The organism is Pseudomonas sp. BT76 TE3572 (assembly GCF_050435365.1).
Taxonomy (GTDB): Bacteria; Pseudomonadota; Gammaproteobacteria; order Pseudomonadales; family Pseudomonadaceae; genus Aquipseudomonas; species Aquipseudomonas fluorescens_W.
In genome coordinates this window covers 4,324,171-4,350,897 of the sequence record NZ_JBNDKE010000001.1, presented here as the reverse complement: position 1 = coordinate 4,350,897, position 26,727 = coordinate 4,324,171, and the positions used below count along the sequence as shown (strand labels likewise).

10 protein-coding genes are annotated in these 26,727 nt (G+C 60.6%); 3 read left to right on the top strand and 7 right to left on the bottom strand.

Annotated elements, in window-relative coordinates; genetic code table 11:
* Positions 1 to 383 precede the first annotated feature (383 nt).
* On the top strand, positions 384 to 2,264 hold the full coding sequence (locus tag ABH912_RS19640; RefSeq protein ID WP_033056167.1) for a methyl-accepting chemotaxis protein: 1,881 nt from the start codon (positions 384 to 386) through the stop codon (positions 2,262 to 2,264).
* A 57-nt stretch (positions 2,265 to 2,321) separates the two neighbouring features.
* Here ABH912_RS19640 and ABH912_RS19635 read toward each other — a convergent pair whose 3' ends face one another.
* From ABH912_RS19635 to ABH912_RS19615, 5 genes are all read right to left on the bottom strand, one after another.
* Positions 2,322 to 2,789, bottom strand: coding sequence for an SRPBCC family protein (locus ABH912_RS19635; RefSeq protein ID WP_429511434.1), 468 nt, complete (start codon positions 2,787 to 2,789; stop codon positions 2,322 to 2,324).
* 22 nt (positions 2,790 to 2,811) lie between these two features.
* Positions 2,812 to 6,228, bottom strand: a complete 3,417-nt coding sequence (locus ABH912_RS19630) for an amino acid adenylation domain-containing protein (protein ID WP_429511433.1) — start codon at positions 6,226 to 6,228, stop codon at positions 2,812 to 2,814.
* Positions 6,229 to 6,241: 13 nt separating this feature from the next.
* Positions 6,242 to 7,171, bottom strand: coding sequence for a diiron oxygenase (locus ABH912_RS19625; RefSeq protein WP_033056171.1), 930 nt, complete (start codon positions 7,169 to 7,171; stop codon positions 6,242 to 6,244).
* Positions 7,168 to 7,944 (bottom strand): DUF3050 domain-containing protein, encoded by a 777-nt coding sequence (locus ABH912_RS19620; protein ID WP_429511432.1) that lies wholly within the window; start codon positions 7,942 to 7,944, stop codon positions 7,168 to 7,170. Before ABH912_RS19620 ends, ABH912_RS19625 begins: the two co-directional genes overlap by 4 nt.
* Positions 7,945 to 8,625: 681 nt before the next feature.
* On the bottom strand, positions 8,626 to 9,336 hold the full coding sequence (locus tag ABH912_RS19615) for a GntR family transcriptional regulator (RefSeq protein ID WP_033056173.1): 711 nt from the start codon (positions 9,334 to 9,336) through the stop codon (positions 8,626 to 8,628).
* Between the two features lie 233 nt (positions 9,337 to 9,569).
* Between ABH912_RS19615 and lapG the strand changes: the two genes are divergently transcribed.
* Together lapG and lapD are read left to right on the top strand one after the other, a co-directional pair.
* Positions 9,570 to 10,262 carry a cysteine protease LapG gene (gene lapG / locus ABH912_RS19610; RefSeq protein WP_429511431.1) on the top strand — a complete coding sequence of 231 codons (693 nt, stop codon included), beginning with the start codon at positions 9,570 to 9,572 and terminating at the stop codon, positions 10,260 to 10,262.
* 14 nt (positions 10,263 to 10,276) lie between these two features.
* Entirely contained in the window at positions 10,277 to 12,223 is a 1,947-nt protein-coding gene (lapD, locus tag ABH912_RS19605) for a cyclic di-GMP receptor LapD (RefSeq protein ID WP_033056175.1), read from the top strand.
* Positions 12,224 to 12,352: 129 nt separating this feature from the next.
* Here lapD and ABH912_RS19600 read toward each other — a convergent pair whose 3' ends face one another.
* Both ABH912_RS19600 and ABH912_RS19595 read right to left on the bottom strand, forming a co-directional pair.
* The gene (locus tag ABH912_RS19600; protein ID WP_033056176.1) at positions 12,353 to 12,691 is read right to left on the bottom strand and encodes a hypothetical protein; all 339 of its coding nucleotides are present in this window, start codon (positions 12,689 to 12,691) and stop codon (positions 12,353 to 12,355) included.
* Positions 12,692 to 12,839: 148 nt separating this feature from the next.
* Complete coding sequence (locus ABH912_RS19595; protein WP_429511430.1) at positions 12,840 to 26,687, bottom strand: retention module-containing protein; 13,848 nt, start codon at positions 26,685 to 26,687, stop codon at positions 12,840 to 12,842.
* Positions 26,688 to 26,727 lie beyond the last annotated feature (40 nt).

Sequence of the window (26,727 nt, the reverse complement as noted above, 5' to 3'; positions counted from 1 at the left end):
TTTGTCGTTATGGGCTCGCTAAAGGCTCAATGGGTCATCAGCTGCAAATGCGCTTCCACTTCCAGGGCCGGTTCGTCTTCATGGTGTTCGCCCGCCAGACGTCGCATTGCTGACGTAGGCGCGGGGAAATTTGCAACTGCCGCACGAATAACCGTCATCACAAAATAGACTGATCAGGCGCGCTGACACACCGTTCGGCGGGTATCTGACAGGAATGCCGATCATTTCGTACAAACCCCTAAGTTTTCTCCGGTTTGGGCCGACAGCCTGATGAGACATGCGTGCACCAAAGTAGAGCGGCTACAGAACCCTGCCTGCGCTGTTACATGGAATGTTGCAACTCGGAACGCATCCCCACTTTTTTGCATAAGAAGTCCCATCAAATGAATCTCAAATTCAGCCATAAAATCCTTCTGGCCGCTTCCGGCGTCGTGGTGCTGGCTTTTGCGTTGTTCACTTTGTACAACGACTATCTGCAGCGAAACACCATCCGCCAAAACCTTGAGTCGAGCGTCCAGCAGGCCGGCGATCTGACCGCCAGCAGCGTGCAGAACTGGATGAGCGGCCGTGTGCTGGTGCTGGAAAACCTCGCGCAAAACGTTGCCCATCAAGGCGCCAATGCCGACCTTCCGGGGCTGGTCAATCAACCGGCCCTGACCTCGAACTTCCAGTTCACCTACGTGGGTCAGGCCAACGGCGTGTTTACTCAGCGCCCGGACGCGAAGATGCCTGACGGTTACGATCCGCGTCAGCGTCCCTGGTACAAACAGGCCGTGGCTGCCGACAAGACCATGCTGACCCCGCCTTACATGGCCGCAGTCGGTGGCCTGGTGGTGACTATCGCCCTGCCGGTGAAAAAGAACGGCGAGTTGCTCGGCGTGGTCGGTGGTGACCTGAGCCTGGAAACCCTGGTGAAGATCATTAACTCGGTGGACTTCGGTGGCATCGGTCACGCATTTCTGGTCAGCGCCGACGGTCAGGTGATCGTCAGCCCGGACAAAGACCAGGTGATGAAAAACCTGAAGGACATCTACCCGAACGCCGGTGTGCGCATCGAGAAGGGCAATCAGGAAGTCACCCTGAACAAGCAGGACCGTATCCTTTCGTTCACGCCGGTCAGTGGTCTGCCGAATGCCGAGTGGTACATCGGTCTGTCGATCGACAAGGAAAAGGCCTACGCCCCACTCAGCCAGTTCCGTACTTCTGCGCTGATCGCGATGTTCATCGCCGTGACGGCCATTGCCGTGCTGCTGAGCCTGCTGATCAACGTGCTGATGCGTCCGCTGACCACCATGAGCCGTGCGATGCAAGACATCGCTCAAGGCGAGGGCGACCTGACCCGACGTCTGGCCGTGGAAAGCAAAGACGAGTTCGGTGAGCTGGGCGGTTCGTTCAACCAGTTCGTGGAGCGAATTCACGCGTCGATTTCCGAAGTGTCGTCGGCAACCCGCCAGGTTCACGACCTGTCGCAACGGGTGATGGCTTCGTCCAACGCCTCGATCGTCGGCTCCGACGAGCAAAGCGCCCGCACCAACAGTGTGGCCGCGGCGATCAACCAGTTGGGCGCCGCCACCCAGGAAATCGCCCGCAACGCCGCCGATGCTTCCCAGCACGCCAGCGGCGCGAGCGAGCAGGCCGATGACGGTCGTCAGGTGGTGGAGAAAACCATTCTGGCGATGACGGAGTTGTCGCAGAAAATCAGCCTGTCCTGCACGCAGATCGAAACCCTGAATGCCAGCACCGACAACATCGGGCACATTCTGGATGTGATCAAAGGCATCTCCCAGCAGACCAACTTGCTCGCGCTCAACGCCGCCATTGAAGCGGCCCGTGCCGGTGAAGCCGGTCGTGGGTTTGCTGTGGTGGCGGACGAGGTACGTAACCTTGCTCACCGTACCCAGGAATCGGCGGAGGAGATCCACAAGATGATCACCTCGCTGCAGATCGGTTCTCGCGAAGCGGTGACCACGATGAACGCCAGTCAGGTCTCCAGCGAACAGAGCGTCGAAGTGGCGAACCAGGCCGGTCTGCGACTGGTCAGCGTGACCCAGCGCATCGGCGAAATCGACGGCATGAACCAGTCGGTGGCTGCGGCGACCGAAGAGCAAACGGCAGTCGTGGAAACCCTCAACGTCGACGTTAACCAGATCAACCTGCTGAACCAGCAGAGCGTGGCCAACCTCAATGAAACGTTGAAGGATTGCGATGCGTTGTCCCTGCAGGCGAACCGGTTGAAGCAGTTGGTCGACAGCTTCAAAATCTGATCAAACGATGTAAAAGAAGCCCGCTGTGGAGTTATCAACAGCGGGCTTTTTCATGCCTTACGCAAACAGCTTCAGCACATTGTTCATCGAATCATCGGCAAAGCCCTGAACGAAATCCTTGAACCCCGGCAATGCCTCGGCGTCGTTTTGTACGGGTTCGGCGATGATGGTCCAGGTCGCTCGGGATTTGCCCGCGCCCAGCGGTTCAACACTCATCGCGGCCCATAAATTGGCCACGCCCAAGGTGTTGTAAATCGTGGTCCAGGTCATGTTCAGTGCCTGGTCATCCCGGGAGTTGAGTTGCTCGACCACCAGGTTGCCGTCCCTGAAGAATTTTTTGCGCAGGGACGACACGCCTTCTCCGGTCATTTCAATGTGCGACAGCGCCGGAATGAATTGATCGAAGCCGGCAAAGTTGCCGACCACCGCCCAGACCTGCGCGGCATTCGCCGGCACTTCCACTGAAGACACGACATGGCAGCCTTGAGGATTTTTGATCAGGGTATCGGGTTGTAGGGTTTTCATGGTTTTGCTCCGGTTGAGTGAGTCAGATGAAGTTGATTTCTTTCAGGTAGTCGCAGCCGCGCCGCAGCAGCGCCGGGGATTTTTCCGGGTAATGCGCACCCATCTGCCGAACGCCCGCCTGGGCGTTGGCGTGGCCGATCATTGAGATGTCGCCGATGTCTTCCTCAAAGCCGTTGAGGTAGAAACCGAGCACGCCGAACAACGCGTTTTCGCTGTCGACCCGGCCCAATTGCTGCTGCCAGTCGGCGACGCTGACCATGGAAAACTCCCGACCTGCCTCACGAAATGAGGCGACGTAGGCATCCCAGCTCAGAGGCTCGGGGTTGTGCAGGTTGAACACCGCTTTTTCGGGTGAATAACGGCTGGCATGGAAGGCGATGAACCGGGCGAGAAAGTCCACCGGCATCAGGTCGAAATTCAGCGCGAACTCCGGCACTTGGCCGAGCTGGATCGAGCCTTTGAGCATCAGCATCAAGCGATTCTTGTGAGGCTGGCAGACACCGGTGAGGCTGTTGAAACTGATGTTGCCGGGACGATAAAGATTGACCCGTACGCCGCGTTCGCGAGCGCGTTCGAGGATCCGCTCACCAACCCATTTGGACAGGTTGTAGCCGTTCTTGATGTAGATCGGCGGGGTTTGCGCGGCGGGCAATTCCAGCACTCGGCCATCGGCGGCAATCGTGCTGGAGGCCGAGAGCGTCGAGACGAAATTGAAGATCTTTTTGCTGCGTCCTTCGCACAACCTAAGGCACTCGAAGATCGGCTCGACGTTGTCCCGCGCCAACGACTCGTAATCGAGTACGTGATTGACGTTGGCGGCGTTGTGCACCAACGCGCCGAACTGCCGATCCAGTCGCTCGTAAACATCCGCTTCGAGCCCCAATGACGGACGCGTAATGTCCGTCGCATAAACCCGCACTCGACTCAGGTCCAGGTGCTCCAGGCGGTTTTCTCGCAACGCATGGGCAAAACGCTCGGCCGCCGATTGCCCACCGCCGTCGCGCACCAGGCAGGCGACTTCGCTGGCGCCCCAGGCGAGCAACGCTTCGACGATGTGCACGCCGACAAAGCTGTTGGCGCCGGTCACGATCACCTTGTGCACATCGCCCATACGGTTGACTGGCAACGGCTGGATATCCAGTTCGCGGAAGGCATCGGCCAAGGCCTTTTCGCTCAATACCTCTTCGGTGCCGGAGCCGCGCACCAAGGTCGCCAACTTGGCGATGGTCGGCAATTCGATGAAGCGGTTGATCGAGATGCTGCGACCGAACTCTTCCCGCAACCGCAAGAGCATGCGCGACAGCAGGATCGAGTGGCCGCCCAGGTTGAAGAAACTTTCGTCGGTGGAAATATCGCTGGCCGGCAGCTCCAGCAGCTCAGCCCAGATCTCCAACAACAGCGCCTCATCGGCACTGACGGGCAAGCGCCGCAGCGTGTTTTCGGAGACATTCACGGGCATCGCCAGCAGCGCCTTGCGGTCGACCTTGCCGTTGCTGGCGAACGGCATGCTCGGCAGTTCGGTCCAGGCGATGGGCTGCATGTAATCTGGCAGAAACTGCATTGAGTGAGCCTTCAGGGCTTCGCGAGCGGTGCCGGGTTGATCCTCCTGAGGCTGCGCGAGGAACGCCAGAATCCGTCGATGGCTGTCGATAACCACTGCCACTTGGCGGTACAACTGACTGTCGCGCAGGCAGCGCTCGATCTCTTCTGGCTCGACCCGAAAGCCGCGAATCTTCACCTGATTGTCTCGTCGCCCGCACAGCTCGATGCCGTCGCGAGTCCACTTCGCCATGTCGCCGGTGCGGTAGGCGCGCAGGCCCTGGCCATTCGGTAGGCTCAGGTTCAGATAACGTTCGGCGGTCTGCTGCGGGTTATTCAGATACCCCAGGCACACGCCCGGCCCGACGATGTACAACTCACCAACGGTCTGCTCGGCCACCGGTTGAAAATCCTCATCGAGAATCAGCACCTGACTGTTAGCGATTGGTGCGCCGAGGGTGCGGTTGCTGTCGCCGGTGCGCAGTTGCCGCGCGGTGATCAGCACCGTCGCTTCGGTCGGGCCATAGAGGTTATAGAGGTTGCCCTGACGGGTGAGCTGCTCGATGACGTAGGGTTCGCAGACATCGCCGCCGGTCATCACATGATCGAGGCATTGCAATTGATCCAGCGGCAGGATGCTCAACAACGCTGGCGGCAAAAAGGCGTGACTCAGTTGTTGATGGCGGATCAGCTCGACCAGTTGCAACGGATCGCGGCGCTGATCGTCGCCGGGCACGATCAGCTCGGCGCCCTGGAGCAGGGTCGGGAAGATATCGATCAGCGACGAGTCGAAGCTCAACGACGAAAACTGCAGCACCCGACTGTGCTCGCTCAGTTGCACATAGTCGGCGTACCACGCAGAGAAGTGCGCGAGGTTGGCCTGGCTGAGCAACACGCCTTTGGGATGGCCGGTGGTGCCCGAGGTGTAGAGCGCCATGCACGGCGCGCCTGGATCGGGTCGTTGGCGCATCAAGGGTTGATCGAGATCCACGTCGCCGATGTCGATGCGGCTGATGTCGAGTCCCGGCATTTGCGCCGCGAGCGGATGTTCACCGTCATGCAGCAACAACACTGCCCCGGCGTTTTCCAGAATGTACTGCTGACGTTGCAGAGGATGGCTCGGCTCCAGCGGCAGGTACACGGCGCCACTGCCAAGAATCGCGAGAATCCCCGCATACAACGCGCTGCATTTCGGCAGGCAGATCCCGATCACCAACGGCCCATGATGCTGCGCGAGCAACGGCTGCAAACGCTGCTGGATGGCGCGGCTGTGGGCGTGCAAATGCCGATAGCTCAGGGACGTGCCGGCAATGCTCAGCGCGGGTCGTTCGGCACACTGAATGAAGCGCTGCTCAAGCCGCTCGATCATCGGGATTTGACTGAGCGCCAGCAGTGCGGGTGCCGCCGTGAGATTGAGTCGATGGAAAAACGCCAGGTTCTCCAAATAGAGCAGGCTTTCCACGTGCTCGACACGAGCGGGAACAGCAGGGTCGGCCAGCAGAAAATAGTCGGCATCGCGAGAGAAACGGCTGACTAGCAGCGCCACGTGGTCGACCAGTTCCGCCACTGCCCGCAGACGCAATGCCTGGCCGTTGCCCGAAGGTTCGTCGGTGATCGGCACTCGAGTGAACAGTGTCGAACCGTAGGTGCACAGTACGTCCAGCGGCGGCAGGCCAGAAATCCCAGGCACGCCGATACCCAGTTGCAGCGTCAGTCGCGGCGCATCGCCGATGTCTTGAACCGGCAGGCTGGCGTCGTCGATCAGCAAATCAGCGTTACCCAACGGCTGCTCGTCGACGGCTGTCAGGCGCACCAGAGAATGACCGTGTTGTTCAAGTTCTAGCGCCAGGTCAGTCAAGGCCTGGCTGTGTCCAATGAGCAGAATGTCGAGACGTCTCATGATGGGCTCCTCGTTAAACCAGGTAATCGCTGAGGGCGTCTTGCACGCACGGCGAATCGAGCAGCGAACTGCTGCGGAAGAACCGCACGATGTTGGCGACCAGCGGGTGATGGCGATTGATCGGGAAGGCCAGCCCCGACACTTCGCTCTTCAGTGCGCGGCGTGCGCCATCGCTGATCTGCAAGGATTCGATCAGCCGGAAGTCGAACGACTTCTGGATGTCGTTGGTCAGGTAATGGCCGATGAACACCGGCAGGATGTGCGCGATGCAGCGGCGGTCGTCTTCGCTCGCGGTGTGCCAGTAGATGCGCACCAGCCGCGCCCAGAACCCGGAGTGGCGACCTTCGTCGAGCAAGTGGTCGGCCATCAGGCCCTTGATCGACTGCTTGACCGTGTCGTCCTTGGCGAACGCGGCGACATCGCCGGTCACTGTGTTCTCGGCGATGGCCACGCAGATCAATTCCACGGCGCTGCGCAAGTGTTCCGGCGCAAGCGCCACGGCCGCTGGAATGGCTCGGCTGAGTTCGATTTCATCCGGCAGTTCGATGGGCGTGATGCCGGTCATGGCGACGGTCTGTTGCATGAAATCCATCGCCACGAGTGCGTGGTAATCCTCGTCCACCACCACGGTCATGGCGTCGTAGCGGCAGGCGAACGGGAAGGCCACGGCGAAGCGATTCTTGGCGATGCTGCGGGCGGTCTTGTCGACGATTTCGGTTTCGAAAATCACCACGTCGTTGATGAATTTGTAGAGCGTCTGCACCAGCGCAAAGTCGCGCTGCTCCGGGCATTCGCGCAGGAAGGTTTCGCTCAGCACCAACGGTTGGCGGCTCAACGGATAGATCAGCTTGTCGTCGTTCTCCAGCACCCGCCGGGGGCGGGTACGGATGGTCGCGCGGCTTTCCCAGGCATCGGCGAAGGATTGGTAGTCGGCGGCGTTCATGCGTTCACCTCTGCGACCGGTTCGGTCATGCTCAGGCGCAGGCCATCCCACAGGGCGATGCGGCTTTCCACGGCAGCGATGGCGCTGGCGTAGACGTCTTCCTCGCGTTGCGGATCGCCATTGACCAGCCGGGCGAGGAGTTTTTCAGCGGCGGGGCCGTGGTCTTCGGAATCGACTTCGATGTGCCGTTCGAGGTAGTAACGGAAGGTCGGTGCTTGTTCGATACCGATGCCCCAATCATCGAGAATGCGCTGGAACATCTGCGGGATGACGCTCTCGCGACCATGCAGAAATGCCGCCGCAACGCTGTGCCCCGGCGCATGCAACGCGGTGTGCAACGTGTTGCGCACGAACTGTGCTGCCGCCGGATCGACGTCCACGCTTTGCAGTGCCACGTCGTAACTCACGCCTTCTTTTTGCAGCGCGACGAAGCGTTCGACCACCGCCGTGCTGGCGCCGACTTCGCGCATGGCATCCAGGTACAACTCGAAATGGCTGTAGTGACCTTGGGCTGGGCGGTCATCGGACTCCTCGCCCAGCACAATTTCATTGATCAGCCGAGCCGCTTGCGGGTCTCTTGGCGGCAACCAGGGCAGTTGCACGCAGGTGAGCTCCTGTTGCAGACGTTTGGTCAGCGACATGAAATCCCACACCGCAAAGACATGGGTTTCCATGAAACGTTGAAGTACCGACAGCGAATGAATTTCAGAGAAGATCGGATGCGCACTAAGTTCTGCTTTCTTCTGGTTGAGGCGGTCTTTATTCGTTTTCATGAGTGGGCCTATAAGTGATCTGGAATGCCGTTATGGGTGCTGTGATCAATAAGTGACTGTCGGTTTAAGTTTTCTGTTGGCGAGTGAACGCCTCAAACTAATTGATGTGTGTGCATTAAAATTAAGTTGCCGGGTAATGGCTTGCCGCCTGTGTTCAGGGCGGCGGAGAAAAACTAATACACGAATAAAGTGTCGGGCAAGTTATTTTTTAATTAATTAATAGTTCATATTTATTCGGCGCGAGAAGTTCCAATAAGACTTTTGGTTTAAGTTTTATTTTGGCGTAGTTGCTCCTTCCGACTGATAAGCGTCAGAATTTATATAAAGAGTGAATGCCTCACTCGAAGCAACTTTCTAACTGAGTCGTTGAGGTGAATTGAGGGGGCGGAAGTTGACTGGGATCAACGCCGGTTCTTCCTTTCCCGTAGCAAGACTCCTTCCGTAGGTTCTTGGTGCGGGGACTGCTCCGCTCGTGCGGTGCGTCGCCCGTTCATTGTTTGTTTGCAGCCCAAGAGTGAGCGTAAATCACGACAGCCGCTATCACCGCCGCGTCATCGACTCGGAGTCATTGTGGGTCTTGAGAGGGGTAAATCGAGGGCAGGGCTTTAGAGAGGGGCGTAGCGCAGCGCGGCAAGCGAGAATGAGCAGTTCGATCTGCTCGCTCAGGCTTGCCGACGCGGTTTACTTGGAGGTTTTCTTGTTCAGCGCTTCGGGGCTGTTGAGGTAGCGTGTGATGACCTCGACGCCCCGGTTGAGGTGTTGTTCGAGCAACTTCACTGCGCGCTCGACGTCCCGGTCTTCGACGGCCAGTAAAAGCGCCCGGTGATCTTCCTGGGACAGTTTGCCCAGGCCCATGGCTTCAAGGTTGAAGCGCAGGAAACGCTCCTCTTCGTTCAATCCGTCTTCCACCAGCCTCAACAGCCGTTGGTTCGGCGCCTTGCAGTACAGCGCCATGTGGAAGAGCCGATTGAGCCGGCCGATTTCGGTGTAGTTGTTTTGCGTTTCCAGTTCGTCGATGTAGCGGGCGGCCTGTTCGAAATCCTCCTTATCGAGCAACGGGATCGACAGGCGCAGGGCTTCGGATTCCAGCAGGATCCGCAGCGCGTAGGTTTCCACGGCATCGCCCTGAACCAGCGGTGCGACCACTGCACCTTTATGGGCGATGACGTTGAGCAACGCCTGGGCTTCGAGTTGGCGCAAAGCTTCGCGCACCGGCATGCGGCTGACACCGAAAAGATCGGCCAAATCTTGCTGACGCAGGGCGGTGCCGCAGGGAATGCGACCGTCGAGAATGGCCGAGCGAAGGGTTTCTTCGATCACCGAGCGTGCCAGGTGAGCGGGAATCGGCCCGTTGACCTTGATGCTGTTCAGAGGATTGGGCTTCTGTGTCACAACTACGCACCCTGTTTGACTGAAATGAATTTGGATCCAAGGGGACACTAGTGACTGCCTGACAGGTTGTCAAACGGACACAAGCGCGCAGCCTGACGTGGCCCCAATGTTTTTAATGACACCTGCCATACAAAGTTTAGCGCGCCAGCCGTGATCTCACCGTGCCATTGTCTTTTACTTGGCTAACCTGCACCATCGACCGATTTCCACTTGCCTGACCTGGATGCCTCGCATTGGCGGTACGTTTCGCGATCCCTCGGACTTTGCGCTGGCTGTGCTGCGCGTTGCTGCTGGCCGGCGTTATGCTGGGCGGGCTGCATGCCGATTGGGATTTTTCGCTGATCAGCCGTCGCGCGCAGGCATTGTACGGGCCATTGGGCGAAGGACAGCCACGCATTGATGCCTGGCAGTACTTATTGGTCACGCAAAAACAAGTGGGCGAGCTCGAACAGCTTAAAGTGGTCAACCAGTTCTTCAACAAGCAGATGCGTTACGAGGAAGACATCGACCTGTGGCACGAGGTCGATTATTGGGAAACACCCATCGAGGCCCTTTGGAAGGGCGCCGGCGATTGCGAAGATTACGCGATCGCCAAGTATTTCAGCCTGCGTCATCTCGGCGTGGCCAGTGACAAGCTGCGCATCACTTACGTCAAGGCCTTGCGCCTGAATCGGGCGCACATGGTGTTGACCTACTACTCAAGCCCCGAGGCTATGCCGCTGGTACTCGACAGCCTGATCGATGCGATCAAGCCGGCCAGCCAACGAACCGATTTGCTGCCGGTGTACTCTTTTAATGCCGAAGGGTTGTGGCTGCCGGGCGCCAAGGGCAACAAGAAAGTCGGTGACACCAAACGCCTGTCTCGTTGGCAGGATGTGTTGAAGAAAATGCAGGCCGAAGGTTTCCCGGTCGAGACGACTAACTAGGAGCACGCGCTCAGATGTCCTTGTTCAAACAGCTGTTGATCGCTATCTGTCTGTTCCTGGTGATCGCTTTCACCGGAAGCTTCGTGGTCAGCCTGGAAAGCTCGCGCACCCAATACGTCAACCAGTTGCGCTCCCACGCCCAGGACGCCGCGACCGCATTGGCACTGTCCCTGACGCCGAGTATCGACGACCCGGCGATGGTCGAGTTGCTGGTCAGCTCGATTTTCGACAGCGGTTATTACGCGAGCATCCGCGTGGTCGACCTCAAGACCGATCAGACCATCGTCGAGCGCAGCGGCATTCCAGCGGTGAACAACGTGCCGGACTGGTTCGTCAAAATGATCGGGCTGGAAGCGGCCGGTGGTGATGCCCTCGTCAGCCGTGGCTGGGAGCAGGCGGCGCGGGTCGAGGTGGTCAGCCATCCGATGTTCGCGTTGGCCAAACTCTGGCAGAGCGCACTCGGCAGTCTTGGCTGGTTGTTGATCTGCGGTGCGGTGAGCGCGGTGCTGGGCGCACTGTTGTTGCGCCGGCAACTGAAGCCGCTGGATTACATGGTCAAGCAATCCCACGCCATCGCTCGCCGCGAATTCCTCAGCCTGCCGCAACTGCCGCGCACGCCGGAGCTGCGGCGTGTTGTGCAGGCCATGAACCAGATGGTCGAGAAGCTTAAAGCGCTGTTCCAGGAACAGGCCGAGCGCAGTGAAAAGCTGCGGGCCGAGTCCTATCAGGACAACCTGACGGGGCTGGCCAACCGTCGTTATTTCGAAATGCAATTGAACGCCCGAGTGAGCAATCCGGAGCAGGCGAGTTCCGGTTATTTGCTGCTATTGCGGGTCAGCGACCTGGCCGGGTTGAACCAGCGATTGGGCGGTCAACGCACTGACCAGTTGTTGAAAGCGGTGGGCGAGCAGTTGTCCCGAGAGTGCGCCAAATACCCGGAAACCCTGAACCTCGTCACGCGGATTCGCGGCGGTGAGTTCGCCGTGCTGGCGCCGGGGCTGGTACGCGAAGAAGCGCTGCAACTGGCGCAGAACCTCGACAGTGCCTTGGGCAGCCTTCACGCGACGGGCGCCACCGACGTGGCCTCGGTGGCCTCGATCGGGCTGGCGCCGTTTGTTTATGGCGATTCCCCGCAAGCGGTACTCGGGTTGGGTGATCAGGCGTTGGCTCAGGCGGAAGGCCAGGGCGATTCGAGCTGGGTTTGCCTGGATCACAGCGCGTCGGCCAGCGTCGGCGACGACCATCATGCCTGGAACAACTTACTGGAACAGGCGTTGAATCAGCAGCGTTTCGAGCTGTATTTCCAACCGGTGGTGGCCGCCCAGGACACGCAGTTGGTGCTGCACTACAAGGTGCTGTCGCGTTTGATCGACGACGAGGGCCAGACCATTCCCGCCGGACGCTTCCTGCCGTGGCTCGAGCGCTTTGGCTGGACCGCGCGGCTTGATCGGCTGATGTTGGAGTTGGTGCTCGAGCAGATGGCCGACCATGAAGAGTCGCTGGCGCTGAACCTGTCTTCAGCCACGCTGGCCGATCCGCAGGCGTTGAATAAAGTCTTTGAAATCCTGCGTCAGCATTCGGATCTCGGGGAGCGATTGACCCTGGAAATAGGTGAGGAGCAGCTGCCGGAACAAGCCATGCTGGAAGAGCTGACGCGACGTCTGCACGAGCTCGGGTTCTCCCTGAGCCTGCAACGCTTTGGCGGGCGCTTCAGCATGATCGGCAACTTGGCGCGACTTGGGTTGGCGTATCTGAAGATCGACGGCAGTTACATCCGGGCGATTGATCAGGAGAGTGACAAGCGCCTGTTCATCGAGGCGATTCAGCGGGCGGCGCACAGCATCGATTTGCCGTTGATTGCCGAGCGGGTCGAGACGGAAGGGGAGTTGATGGTGATTCGTGAGATGGGATTGTATGGGGTTCAGGGGCAGTTGTTTGGTGAGCCGAAGCCTTGGCATTAGGCTTTTGAGCTGAGTCGTCAGTGATGCCCTCATCGCGGGCAAGCCCGCTCCCACAGGGTTTTGCATTGCCCTTGTGGGAGCGGGCTTGCCCGCGATGGCGTCAGTGCAGACACCAATGAACTTTGGACTTTAGATCAACCCCGGCTCATCATCATCGATCAATTGACTCAACCCGCCCAACGCCTCACGGGCCTGGGTCCGGTCCATCAGCTTGGCTTGTGCGGCCGGCGGCAGGTCGGTGACGCGGATCACGCCTTTGCTGGTCAGCACCTGGATCAAGTCGTCGAGTACCCGGATCATTTCCAGGTCGCTCTGCTTTAGCTGTTTGAGGCTGGTTTCCACTACTTCATTGGCATACCAGGCCTGGATTTCATGGTGGTCGGCCGGCAGTGTTTCCGTGGCCTCGGCGTAGGCCGCGGCTTCCACGCGCACTAACTGACCTTGCGCATCGCGTTGCACGTAGAACATTGAACATCCCTCGGAAATGGACCAGCGTCATGCTGTCAGCAGCATAGGCCAACTGGACGCGAGTATGCGGTGCGGCGACGAAATCGTCACCGGGGTGTTGGGCGCAAACGTGACGGCCGCCCCATAAGGGCGGCCGCTTTTCGTTGGATCAGCTGTTGTTGTGATCGATTTTGATGGTCGGGTCACTGCCGGCAATCAACGAGTGAATGTTGGCGCTGGACCAGTTGTTGCCTTCCAGTTTGATCGTCACATCCGGTGCTGCCGCTGCGGCGTCGGCGCCGTTGAACTTGCCGGCGGAGCTGACTTGCAGGGACGAAACGCCATCCACGGTGGTGATCTTCAGGAAGTTGTCGATGGTGCTGCCGGTTTCGCCCTGCAGCAGATCGCGCAAGTCGATCCGATCACCCTCGCTGGCCTTGAAGTCCTTGATCACATCGCTGCCAGTGTCGCCGGCCTTCCAGACGAAGGTATCGGCACCTGAGCCACCGATCAGAATATCGTTGCCCTGACCGCCCATCAGCGAGTCGTTACCGCTGCCACCGAGCAGGATGTCATTGCCCTTGCCGCCGTCGAGGAGGTCGTTGCCACCCTGGCCGAAGAGAATGTCGTTGCCGGCACCGCCCAGCAGCGAGTCATTGCCGTCATGCGCCCCGGACACATCGAACGCGGTGTAGTGCTCGGTGATGAACTGGTGCACGTTGCTGGTGGTGACTTTGCTGACGTCCACGCCGGTCTCTTTTGCGACGAACGCCTGCATCGCCTGATAACCCTCGCCGGCAACGCCGTTGAAGCTCACCAGATCGCCGAACAGGATGTCGTTGCCGTCACCGCCACTGACCGTGTCCGCGCCTGGCATCGTCGCTTCGGTGTGACCGATGATCGAGTTGGCCAGGTCTTTCGGATCGATGTTGGTTTGCGGCGTTTTATCCGAGTCGTACGGCTTCAGATCGGCAAGGGTGACGTCCTTGTTTAGACCGATGGCTTCTACCGTCGACACCTTACCCAGCAGCGCGAAGCTGTCGGTGGAGTTGTCGGTGGTGGTCCAGTTGGTGCTGTTACCGCTGCCCGCCAGGCTGGACAACTCGTACGTGCCATCGCCTTGAGCATGAACGGTGCCCAGGGTGCTGGAGCTCCAGCCGCTGCCGCCCCACCACGTTTCACCGTAGGTTTTCAGCGTCACGGTTCCCGAACTGTTGATATTCAGAATGTGTGTGCTGTCGATGTTCACACTGAACTGGTCGCCCGGCTTGTAGTTGCTGGCTTTCACTACATCATCAAGCTTCACATCGCCGTACAGCGTCGGGTTGGTCTGTTCGCCGCTCTGGTAGTACGTCGGCTGGCCGTCGGTGATGAAGTACGTGAGGTTCGTCGCGCCCTTGTTGGCAACGGCTTCGGCGCTCTGGAACCAGTTGGCCGTGGTTTTGAACACGTCCTCGTAGTTGGTACCGCCGCCGGACGACATGGAATCCAGAACAGATTTGAGCAAGGTCAGTGCGTTCGGATCCTTCAGGTTGACCGACACCGACCTGTTGATCTGGGTGTCGAAGTCCACCAGGAAGATATTCACCGTCCCCGAGTTGCCGCCCATGCTCTGCTTGAGGGTGTTGAACACCGACGTCAGCGAATCCTTGGCTGAGCTGACCGACGACGCGCTCATGCTGCCCGAGCTGTCGACCATGAACGCAATGTTGTAGTTGGTGCCCGGCACCACGGTCAGCCCGCCGATGTCGGCGACCATGATGTCGTTGCCGTCAGTGCCGGTGATGGTGTCGTCCGCCGCCGTGGCGGTGGCGGCGTTGTAGACCGCCGGGTAAACCGTGACCGGGATTGTCGCGGTGCTTTGCGCCGAACCACCGAGTGATTCGGTGGAGGTCGAGGTCACGGTCAGGTTGAACTGGCCGTTGTAGTATGGCGGCGGAGTGACGGTCAGGGTGCCGAGGCTCCAGCCGGTGACGTTGGCTTCGCCGGACGTCGCGCTGGCGGTGAAGGTATGGCCGGCGCCATCGGTCAGTACCGAGCCTGCCGGAATCCCGCTGATTTTCAAGCTCAGGCTTTCGGAGCCGTCGATGTCAGTCAGGGCCGTCTTGATCGCAGACAGATGAACGCTGGTCCCTTCCGCGGCTTCATTGAGTTTGTAGCCTTCGTAGTAGCCTTCGCCGCTGGTGCCGTGCAAATCGGACACTGTCACGCCGGAAGCGGCAAGGTCCGCCACGCCGGTGTACAGCGGCACGCCGGCGCTGCTCAGGTCGATCGCGGCACTGCCGTTGACCGACAGGTTGACGTCATAGCTACCCGGGCCGCTCTGGTTGTGGTGGTAGATGTCCAGGGTGTAGTAGCCGCTGGTGGTCGGAGTGAACGAACCGTTCAGGCTGCCGCCCGCGCCCCACGTCGTGGCCGCCACGTTTTTACCGCCGATGGTCACCAACAGGCTGTCATCGCCGGTGCCGCTGAAGGTGTAAGTCTTGCCGGCTTCGAGGTAGATCAGGCCGGAGGTTTTCGACGCCGTGCCAGCCGCGACGCCGCCGTCGGACTGCACGTTGGTCACCGTGCCGCTGGAGTTCGGTTTGCCCGCGCCGTCGATGACACTTTTCAGGGTGCCGGTGGCTGCGCCGCTGCCATCGGTGCCAAGCGGCAGGCCGGTCCAGACTTCTTTGATCAGCCCGGTTGATTTGACGCTGTTGTCGGCAACGCTCAGGGACGGGGCGTCGGCCACTGGCGTGATGTCGATTTTGATCGTGCCGGTGTTGCCCAGCAGCGAGCCGTCGGTTGGCTGGAATTTGATCTGTGCGTAGTCCGCCAGATTATTACCCATGCCGGTGTTGTAGCCGTTGCTGCCGGACTCGTTGGCATCCGGCAGGAAGCGCAACTTGCCAGCGTCGATATCAGCCTTGGTGAACGTCTGGTTGCTCGCTACATCGGTCCAGGTCTTGCCGTCAGTGGCCAGGAACTGCAATTTGCCTTCGCCCGGCAGCTGGGTGATTTTCACGCCCAGGTTAGCGGCGGCGCTGTCGACATCACTGACGCCGAAGGTCGACCAGCCGAGGATCAGCGGCGTGTCTTCGGTGCCGGTGACGTTAACCGGTGCGGCGGTCGGTGCATCGTTCACGCCAACCACGTTGACGGTGGTGGTCGCGGTGTTGGAGTAGTTGCTGCCATCGGTCACCGTCACGGTGATGATCCGCGGAACGCTGCTCGGGTCCTCACTGCTGTTGGTGAAGCTGATGTTCTTGATCTGTTGCATGTAGTCGGCCAGCGTCGCGTTGCCGGACAGCGTCAGCGTGACCGAGCCATCCTTGCTGTTGGCATTGATGGTGATGCCGTTGACGCTGTTACCCAGGTTCAGCGCATCACCCGGCTGACGGTTGGTCAGCACGATGGTTGCGCCGGTCAGCAGGGTGCTGTCCGGGTCGGTGATTTTCAGATCGGTGTCGCCGATCGATACACCCTGGCCAGTCGTGCCTTCGGTGAAGGTCACGTTGTAGTTGGCACCCGTGGCGCCGCTGGAGTTGTTGGCGTCGAGGTCGAGGACCGGTGGCGCATCGTTGTCGACGATCGAGGTGCTGACGCTGCCGTTGGACGCGCTGATCACCAGGTTCTCGAAGTTGCCGCCGGTGGCCGAGTCGATCTTGACCACGAAGTTTTCAGTGCCTTCGGTGATCCTGTCGTCCTGGGTCGCAATGTTGAAGCTCGCGCTGCTGCCGCCCGCCGGGATCTTCACGGTGTACACGCCGGTGAAGTCCGAACCGTCCGCAGCGGTGCCGCTGTAGGTGATTTTCAGGATGACGTCGGTCTGCGCCGGGTTAGTCAGGCTGACGGTGTAGCTGGCGACCTGGCCTTCGGTTACCGAGGTGCTGCCGCTGATGCTGACTTCGGTCTTGTCGAGGGTGTCGGTGACGTTGGTCACGACTGCTGTTTTGTTCGGAACCAGGTTCTCGAAGTTGCCGCCGGTGGCGGTGCTGATCGTGGCGCTGACTTTGCCGGCGTCGATGTAGGCGTCGTCTTTCGGCGCATCAACCGTCACGGTGCCCGTGGTTTTGCCGGCGTCGATGGTGATCACCGCGCCGTTGCTCAACGTGACGGTCACTGGCGTGCCGGCAGCGTTGGTCAGGGTGGCGGTGTAGACGATCGAGCCGCCTTCGGCCACGGAGTTACTGGCGCTGAGCGACAGGTTGGTCGTGTCGACGGTGTCAGTGACAGAAGTCGAAACCGGGGTTTTGTCGGCGACCAGGTTTTCGTAGTTACCGCCGCTGACGTTGGTGATGGCGTTGGTCAGCGGCGTGTGGCCGTTCAGCGCATCGTTGGGTGCGAGGGTGGTTACGGTGCCGGTGGTTTTACCGACTTCGATGGTGATGGTCTGGCCGTTGGCCAAAGACACCGTCACTGGCGAACCGGTGACCGGCGCGCCGACAGTGGCGGTGTAAGTGACGGTACCGCCTTCGGCTGCCGACTCAGTGGCTTTCAGGGTCACGGTCGAAGTGTCGATCGTGTCAGTGACCTTGGTCACTGCCGCAGCAGCGCTCGGTACCAGGTTCTCGAAGTTGCCGCCGGTCGCGGTGCTGATCGTGGCGCTGACTTTGCCGGCGTCGATGTAGGCGTCGTCTTTCGGCGCATCAACTGTCACGGTGCCGGTGGTTTTGCCAGCGTCGATGGTGATCACCGCGCCGTTGCTCAGGGTGACGGTCACTGGCGTGCCGGCAGCGTTGGTCAGGGTGGCGGTGTAAACGATCGAACCACCTTCAGCCACCGCCCCAGTCGCGCTGAGGCTGACCGTTGTGGTGTCAGCCGTATCGGTAATCGAGGTCTCCGCCGGCTTGCCGTCGACTTCCAGCTTTTCGTAATTGCCGCCCTTGGCGTCGTCGATTTTGACGCTCAGCGAACCGCCACCCGCGAGGGCATCGTTCGGCGCAACAAAGTTCACGCTGGCACTGCTCGAACCGACCGGAATGGTGATGGTCTGGCCGTTGGACAAGGTCACGACGACCGGCGAACCGGTGACTTCAGCAGACACTGACGCGGTGTAAACCACGGTGCCGCCTTCGGCTACAGTGCCGTTGGCCGTTAAGCTGACCGTCGAAGTATCGAGGGTGTCAGTCACCTCGGTCACTGCCGGAACAGTGCTCGGGACCAGGTTTTCGAAGTTGCCGCCGGTGGCGGTGGTGATCGTGGCGCTGACTTTGCCAGCGTCGATATAGGCATCGTCTTTCGGTGCGTCAAAGCTGACCTGGCCGGACACCGCATCCTTGAGGATGGTGATGGTCGCGCCGTTGCTCAGTTTTACCGTCATGTCGCTACCAGCGGCATGGGATAAGGTCGCCGTGTAGACGATCTGGCCACCTTCCTGGACCGAGCCGCTAGCGCTCAAGGCCAAGCTAGTGGTGTCAGCGGTGTCCGTCACTTTGGTCACGACGGCTGAGCGATCGGTGTCCAGTTTTTCAAAGTTGCCACCAGCACTGTCCGCAATCGCTGCCCTGACGGGCGAGGCGCCGGTGTAGATGTCATTCGGCACGGTATACGGCACCGAACCGCTGGACTCGCCAGCCTTGATGTTGATCACCAGACCGTTGTTCAGGGTCACGGTCATCGCCGTGTCGGCCGGGTGGCTAAGCGTGGCGGTGTAGACGATCTGACCACCTTCGCCGACGGTGCTCACATCGGCACTGAGCTTCAGTGTCGTGGTGTCGGTGGTGTCATTGACGGTGGTGGTGTGGGTGGTCTTGCTGACGTCGAGCTTCTCGAAGTTGCCGCCGTCGGTGCTGGCGATGCCAACGGTGATCTTGCTGCCGTCCTTGTAGACGTCATCGGCTGGTGCGGGAACGGTAATGGAGCCCGACTTGTCGCCGGCCTTGACCACCACGACCTCGCCATTGCTCAGCTTGACCGTCATATCAGTACCGGCGGCGTTGCTGAGGTTGACGGTGTAAGTGATCGTGCCGCCCTCGACCACGTAGTCGCTGGCGGTCATGGTCACTTTGGTGGTGTCCACGGTATCGCTGACAGCGGTGTCCGCCGGTTTGCTGTCGATGCTCAGTTTTTCGAAGTTACCGCCCTTCGCATCATCAATCTTGACGCTCAAGGAACCGCCGCCCGCCAAGGCGTCGTTCGGCGCGATGAAGTTCACGCTGGCGCTGCTCGAACCGACTGGAATGGTGATGGTCTGGCCGTTGGACAAGGTCACAACGACTGGCGACTCGGTCACTGGCGCGGTGACAGACGCGGTGTAAACCACGGTGCCGCCTTCGGCGACAGTGCCGTTGGCGGTCAGGCTGACTGTCGAGGTGTTGATTGTGTCAGTCACCTCGGTCACTGCCGGGACAGTGCTCGGGACCAGGCTTTCGAAGTTGCCACCGCTGGCATCCTTGATGGTCGCTTCGACTTTGCCGGCATCTTTGTAGACGTCATCTTTCGGCGCATCGACAGTGACGGAACCGCTGGTGGCGTTGGCCGCGATGGTGATCACCGCGCCGTTGCTCAGGGTGACAGTGACCGGTGTGCCGGCCGCATGGGTCAGGTTTGCGGTGTAAACGATGGAGCCGCCTTCCGCCACCGAATCTGTAGCGGTCAGGCTAACGGTGGTGGTGTCAGTCGTATCGGTAATCGAGGTATCCGCAGGCTTGCCGCTAACTTCCAGCTTCTCGTAATTACCACCCTTGGCGTCGTCGATCTTGACGCTCAGCGAACCGCCGCCGGCCAGGGCATCGTTCGGCGTAACAAAGTTCACGCTACCGCTGCTCGAGCCGACTGGAATGGTGATGGTCTGGCCGTTCGAGAGGGTCACAACCACCGGCGAATCAGTCACTGGCGCGGTGACAGACGCGGTGTAAACCACGGTGCCGCCTTCGGCGACAGTGCCGTTGGCGGTCAGGCTGACTGTCGAGGTGTTGATGGTGTCAGTCACCTCGGTCACTGCCGCCGCCGGGCTGGTCACCAGGTTTTCAAAGTTGCCGCCGCTGGCATCCTTGATGGTCGCTTCAACTTTTCCGGCGTCTTTGTAGACGTCGTCTTTCGGTGCGGCAACGCTGACATGGCCGGACACCGCATCCTTGAGGATGGTGATGGTCGCGCCGTTGCTCAGCTTCACGGTCATGTTGCTGCCGGCGGCCTGGGACAGGGTCGCGGTGTAGACGATCTGGCCACCTTCCTGCACCGAGCCGCTAGCGCTCAAGGTCAGGTTGGTAGTGTCAGCAGTGTCGGTGACTTTGGTGACGACGGCCGAGTGATCGGTGTCCAGTTTTTCGAAGTTGCCGCCGGTGGTTTCCTTGATCGAAGCAAGGACGTCCGCTGCGCCGGTGTAGACGTTATTCGGTACGGTGAAAGACGCAGAGCCGCTGGACTCGCCAGCCTTGATGTTGATCACCAGACCGTTGTTCAGGGTCACGGTCATCGCCGTGTCCGCTGGGTGGTTCAGTGTCGCGGTGTAGTTGATCTGACCACCTTCGCCGACGGTGCCCACGTCTGCGCTGAGTTTCAGCGTGGTAGTGTCGATCGTATCTTTGACGATCGTGTTGTGCGCGGCTTTGTTGACGTCGAGCTTCTCGAAGTCGCCGCCGCTGGTGCTGTCGATGCGGACAGTGATTTTGCTGCCGTCCTTGTAGACGTCATCGGCCGGTGCAGGAACGGTAATGGAGCCCGACTTGTCGCCGGCCTTGATCACGATGCTTTCGCCGTTGCTCAACTTGACCGTCATGTCGGTGCCGGCCGCATTCGTCAGGTTGGCGGTGTAGGTGATGTTGCCGCCTTCAAGCACCTGACCGCTGGCGGTCATGGTCACTTTGGTGGTGTCCAGGGTGTCGCTGATGGCGGTCGAGGTCGGGGTCTTGTCGGCGACCAGATTCTCGTAATTGCCGCCGGTTACATCCTTGATGGCGTTGGTCAGCGGCTCGTGGCCGACCAATGCATCATTCGGGGCTTTAACGGTGATCGAGGCCGTGCTTTCACCGACCGGGATGGTGATTTTTTCACCATTGGCCAAGGTGACGACCACGTCCTTGCCGGTGACCTTCGAAGTCACGGAAGCGGTGTACACCACGTTGCCGCCTTCGGCTGCGGTGGACGTTGCCTTCAGGCTGACCGTCGACGTATTGAGGGTGTCAGTCACTTCTGTGACCGCAGCTGCCGGGCTGGTGACCAGGTTTTCGAAGTTGCCGCCGCTGGCGCTTTTGATGGTCGCTTCGACTTTGCCCGCGTCTTTATAAACGTCATCGGCAGGTGCCTTGACGGTGACGGAGCCGCTGGTCGCGTTAGCGGCGATGGTGATGACCGCGCCGTTGCTCAAGGTGACGGTCACCGGAGTGCCGGCAGCGTTGGTCAGGGTGGCGGTGTAAACAATCGAACCACCTTCGGCGACCGAGTCAGTCGCGCTTAGGCTGAGGGTGGTGGTGTCGGCAGAGTCAGTCACCGAGGTGTCCGCCGCCTTGCCGTTAACTTCCAGCTTCTCGTAATTGCCGCCCTTGGCGTCGTCGATCTTGACGCTCAAGGCGCCGCCGCCAGCCAAGGCGTCATTCGGTGCGGTGAAGTTCACGCTGGCACTGCTGGCGCCAACCGGAATGGTAATGCTCTGGCCATTGGACAAGGTCACGACAACCGGCGAACCGGTCACTGGCGCGTTGACCGACGCGGTGTACACCACGGTGCCGCCTTCAGCCACAGTGCTGTTGGCCGTCAGACTGACTGTCGACGTATTGAGGGTGTCGGTCACGTCGGTAACCGCTGGCGTCTTGTCGGCCACCAGGTTCTCGAAGTTGCCGCCGGCAGTCTTGGTGATGCTGGCTTCAACTTTGCCGGCGTCTTTGTAGACGTCATCCTTCGGCGCGGCAAAATTCACCGAACCGGTGGTGGCGCCCTTGGCAATGTGGATCACCGCGCCGTTGTTCAACGTCACGGTCATGGCGGAGCCAGCGGCATTGGTCAGGGTCGCGGTGTAGACAATCGAACCGCCCTCGGCGACCGAGCCGGTGGCGCTCAGGCTCAGGCCGGTGGTGTCTGCCGAATCGGTGACGGTGGTGACCGCCGGCGAATGGTCGGTGACGACTTTTTCGAAGTTGCCGCCGCTCTGGCTGGCAATCGTAGCCTGGACTTTGCCGCCGTCGATGTACGGGGTGTTGGCCGGTGCAGCGAAGTCGACCGAACCGGTGGTGGCGCCGGCGGCGATGGTGATTACCGCGCCGTTGCTCAACTTCACGGTCATGGCCGTGTCTGTCGGGTTGCTCAGGGTCGCGGTGTAGGTGATCTGGCCACCTTCGCTGACGGTATTGCTGGCCGACAGCGACAAGGACGTGGAGTCGAGGGTGTCGGTGACGGTGGTGGTCACTGACGCCTTGCTGATGTCGAGTTTTTCGAAGTTGCCACCGCTGGCATCCGTCATGGTCACGGTGAGCTTGCCGGCATCTTTGTAGACGTCATCGCTTGGCGCTGCGATGGTCACCGAACCGGTGGTTTTGCCGGCGTCGATGGTGATGGTCTCGTCGTTGCTCAGCTTGACGGTCACCGGCGTTTGCGCGGCGTTGGTGAGGGTCGCGGTGTAGGTGATGTGCGAGCCTTCGAGCACCGACTTTTCAGCGCTGAGGGTCAGGTGCGTGGTGTTGACTGTGTCGGCCACGTTGGTCACGGCCGGGGTCGGGCTGGTGACCAGGTTTTCAAAGTTGCCGCCGGCGGCGTCCTTGATGGTGACTTCCAGTTTGCCGGCGTCCTTGTAGACGTCGTCTTTCGGTGCATCGACTTTCACGGTGCCGGTGGTTTTACCGGCATCGATGGTGATGGTTGCGCCGTTGCTCAACGTCACGGTCACCGGGCTGCCGGCTGCATGGGTCAGGGTGGCGGTGTAGGTGATCTGGCCGCCTTCTTTGACGTTGCCGGTGGCGCTCAGCGACAGGGTGGTGGTGTCGACGGTGTCGGTCACGCTGGTGCTGACCGGGGTTTTATCGGCGACCAGGTTTTCGTAGTTGCCGCCGCTGACTTTGGTGATCGAATTGGTCAACGGCGCGTGGCCGCTGAGCACATCGTTCGAGACCACGGCATTGACCGTGCCGCTGCTTTGGCCAACGCCAATGGTGATGGTCTGGCCGTTGGACAAGGTCACCACCACTGGCGAACCGGTGACCGGTGCACCGACCGAGGCGGTGTAAACCACGGTGCCGCCCTCGGCCACGCTGTCAGTGGCGGTCAGGGTGACGGTTGAGGTGTCGACCGTGTCTTTGACGGTGGTGGTCACTGACGCCTTGCTGATGTCGAGTTTTTCGAAGTTGCCACCGCTGGCATTCGTCATGGTCACGGTGAGCTTGCCGGCATCTTTGTAGACGTCATCGCTTGGCGCTGCGATGGTCACCGAACCGGTGGTTTTGCCGGCGTCGATGGTGATGGTTTCGCCGTTGCTCAGCTTGACGGTCACCGGCGTTTGCGCGGCGTTGGTGAGGGTCGCGGTGTAGGTGATGTGCGAGCCTTCGAGCACCGACTTTTCAGCGCTGAGGGTCAGGTGCGTGGCGTTGGTGGTGTCCGCCACATTGGTCACGGCCGGGGTCGGGCTGGTGACCAGGTTTTCAAAGTTGCCGCCGGCGGCGTCCTTGATGGTGACTTCCAGTTTGTCGGCGTCCTTGTAGACGTCGTCCTTCGGCGCATCGACTTTCACGGTGCCGGTGGTTTTACCGGCATCGATGGTGATGATCGCGCCGTTGCTCAACGTCACGGTCACCGGGCTGCCGGCCGCATGGGTCAGGGTGGCGGTGTAGGTGATCTGGCCGCCTTCTTTGACGTTGCCGGTGGCGCTCAGCGACAGGGTGGTGGTGTCGACGGTGTCGGTCACGCTGGTGCTGACCGGGGTTTTATCGGCGATCAGGTTTTCGTAGTTGCCGCCGCTGACTTTGGTGATCGAATTGGTCAACGGCGCGTGGCCGCTGAGCACATCGTTCGAGACCACGGCATTGACCGTGCCGCTGCTTTGGCCAACGCCAATGGTGATGGTCTGGCCGTTGGACAAGGTCACCACCACTGGCGAACCGGTGACCGGTGCGCCGACCGACGCGGTGTAAACCACGGTGCCGCCCTCGGCCACGCTGTCGGTGGCGGTCAGGGTGACGGTCGAGGTGTCGAGGGTGTCGGTGACAGTGGTGACGGCTGCAGCCGGGCTTTTGACCAGGTTTTCAAAGTTGCCACCGGTGGCCGTAGTGATCGTAGCGCTGACCTTGCCGGCGTCGATGTAAGCATCGTCTTTTGGTGCATCGACGGTGACGGAACCGCTGGTAGCGTTGGCAGCGATGGTGATCACTGCGCCGTTGCTCAATGTCACGGTCACTGGCGTGCCGGCAGCGTTGGTCAGGGTGGCGGTGTAGACGATCGAGCCGCCTTCCGCCACGGAATCTGTCGCGGTCAGGCTAACGGTGGTGGTGTCAGCCGTATCGGTAATCGAGGTATTCGCCGGCTTGCCGTCGACTTCCAGCTTCTCGTAGTTACCGCCCTTGGCGTCGTCGATCTTGACGCTCAGCGAACCGCCGCCGGCCAGTGCATCGTTCGGCGCAACAAAGTTCACGCTGGCGCTGCTCGATCCGACCGGAATGGTGATGGTCTGGCCGTTGGACAAGGTCACAACCACCGGTGAGTCGGTCACTGGCGCGGTGACGGATGCGGTGTAAACCACGGTCCCGCCTTCGATCACAGAGCCGTTAGCCGTCAGACTGACCGTCGAGGTATTGATCGTGTCGGTCACTTCGGTCACTGCCGGAACCGTGCTCGGCACCAGGTTCTCGAAGTTACCACCGGTGGCGGTGCTGATTGTGGCGCTGACTTTGCCGGCGTCGATGTAGGCATCGTCTTTCGGCGCGTCGACGGTGACGGAACCGCTGGTGGCGTTGGCGGCGATGGTGATCACTGCGCCGTTGCTCAGGGTGACAGTGACCGGAGTGCCAGCAGCGTGGGTCAGGGTTGCGGTGTAAACGATCGAACCGCCCTCGGCCACTACGGTGGACGCCGACAGGCTCAGGCCGGTGCCATCCTTGGAGTCAGTGATAGTGGTCAGCGCCGGCTCGGTGCTCGGGGTCAGCTGCTCGAAATTGCCACCGGTGGTCCCGGTGATGGTGGTGCTGACAGTGCTGCCATTGTTGTAGACGTCATTGGCTGCGGTATCGACGGTCACGCTGCCGGTGGTCTTGCCCGCGTCGATGGTGATGACCGAGCCATTGCTCAATGTCACGGTCATCGGCGTGCCGGCCGGGTTGGTCAAAGTGGCGGTGTAAGTAATCTGACCGCCTTCGACGACGGTGCCGGTGGCGGTGAGGCTCAGGCCGGTGTTGTCTTTCGAGTCGGTAATGGTGGTCAGCGCCGGCTCGGTGCTCGGGGTCAGCTGCTCGAAATTGCCACCGGTGGTCCCGGTGATGGTGGTGCTGACAGTGCTGCCATTGTTGTAGACGTCATTGGCTGCGGTATCGACGGTCACGCTGCCGGTGGTCTTGCCCGCTTCGATGGTGATGACCGAGCCATTGCTCAATGTCACGGTCATCGGCGTGCCGGCCGGGTTGGTCAAAGTGGCGGTGTAAGTGATCTGACCGCCTTCGACGACGGAGCCGGTGGCGGTGAGGCTCAGGCCGGTGTTGTCTTTCGAGTCGGTAATGGTGGTCAGCGCCGGCTCGGTGCTCGGGGTCAGCTGCTCGAAATTGCCACCGCTGGCGCCAGTGATAGTGGTGCTAACGGTGCTGCCGTTCTGATAAACATCATTGGCCGGCGTGTCGACGTTCACGGAACCGGTGGTTTTGCCGGCTTCGATGGTGATGGTCGAGCCGTTGGACAGGGTGACAGTGACCGGCGTTTGAGCAGGATTGGTCAGGGTCGCGGTGTAGGTGATCTGGCCGCCTTCGGTGACGGTAGATCCCGCCGTCAGTGTGACGGTGGTGGTGTCCGGCGAGTCGGTAATGGTGGTCACGGCCGGAGCCGGGTTTGGCACCAGGTTCTCAAAGTTACCGCCGGTGGCGCCAGTGATCGTGGTGCTGACGGTGCTGCCGTTCTGATAAACGTCATTGACCGGGGTGTCGACGTTCACGGAACCGGTGGTTTTGCCGGCGTCGATGGTGATGGTCGAGCCGTTGGACAACGTGATGGTGACCGGCGTCTGCGCCGGGTTGGTCAATGTCGCGGTGTAGGTGATCTGGCCGCCTTCGGTAACGTTGGCGCCGGCGGTCAAGGTGACCGTGGTGGTATCGACGGTGTCAGTGACCTGGGTCACGGCCGGGGTTGTCGGCGGGGTGACGATGATGCCGCTGCCGCCCGTAGTGCCGGTGACGGACACGTTGATTTGGGTCGGGTCGCTATAGACAGTGTCGTTCGGCGCAAGCGGGACGTTGACGGTACCGGTCAACTGGCCGGCCTGGATCACGATCACCGAGCCATTGGACAGGGTGATGGTCAGGTCGGTCAGCGGAGCCTGGGTCAACGTCGCGGTGTAAACCAGCACGCCACCGGCTTCGGTGATGGTCGGCGTGGCGCTCAAGGTCAGGGTCGATTCGCGCTGAACATTGGCGCTGGTATCGGCTGTCTGGCCACCGATGGTGTTCTGTGCAGCCAACGCGGCAGTGCCGATGCCCGCGGTCGGGAAACCAATGGTCGGGTCGACCCGGCCAGCGGTTGCATCCAGCATCACGAAGCTGTGGCCGCCACCTGCGGCGCCGCCTGTGCCGGCAGCTGTCGGGCCGGCTGCGGTGGCTTCAAGGTCGGTGGTCGGGTCGGCGCCGGCAACGATGGCTTGCTGCAGCTCTTCAACCGATGGCGCGGCTTGTGCTGTGGCTTGTGCAAGGTCAGTGCTGGAGTCCGGATCGCTGCCGCTCCATTGAGTGTCGCGGCCCAGGTCCAGGGTCCGGCCGTCAGCCAGTTCGAGCGTGACGGCGCCTGCCGCGCCAGTGTCTACCTGATCGCCGACAAACAAGCGGTCGCCTTCAACGAGCACGCGGCGCACGCCCTCTGGGGACACCGCGAAAACCTGACCGACAATGCTTTTGACGATGGCCACAACACTGCTCATTGAAGACTCTCCGGGTGTCGCATTCAGTTGACTTCCATGA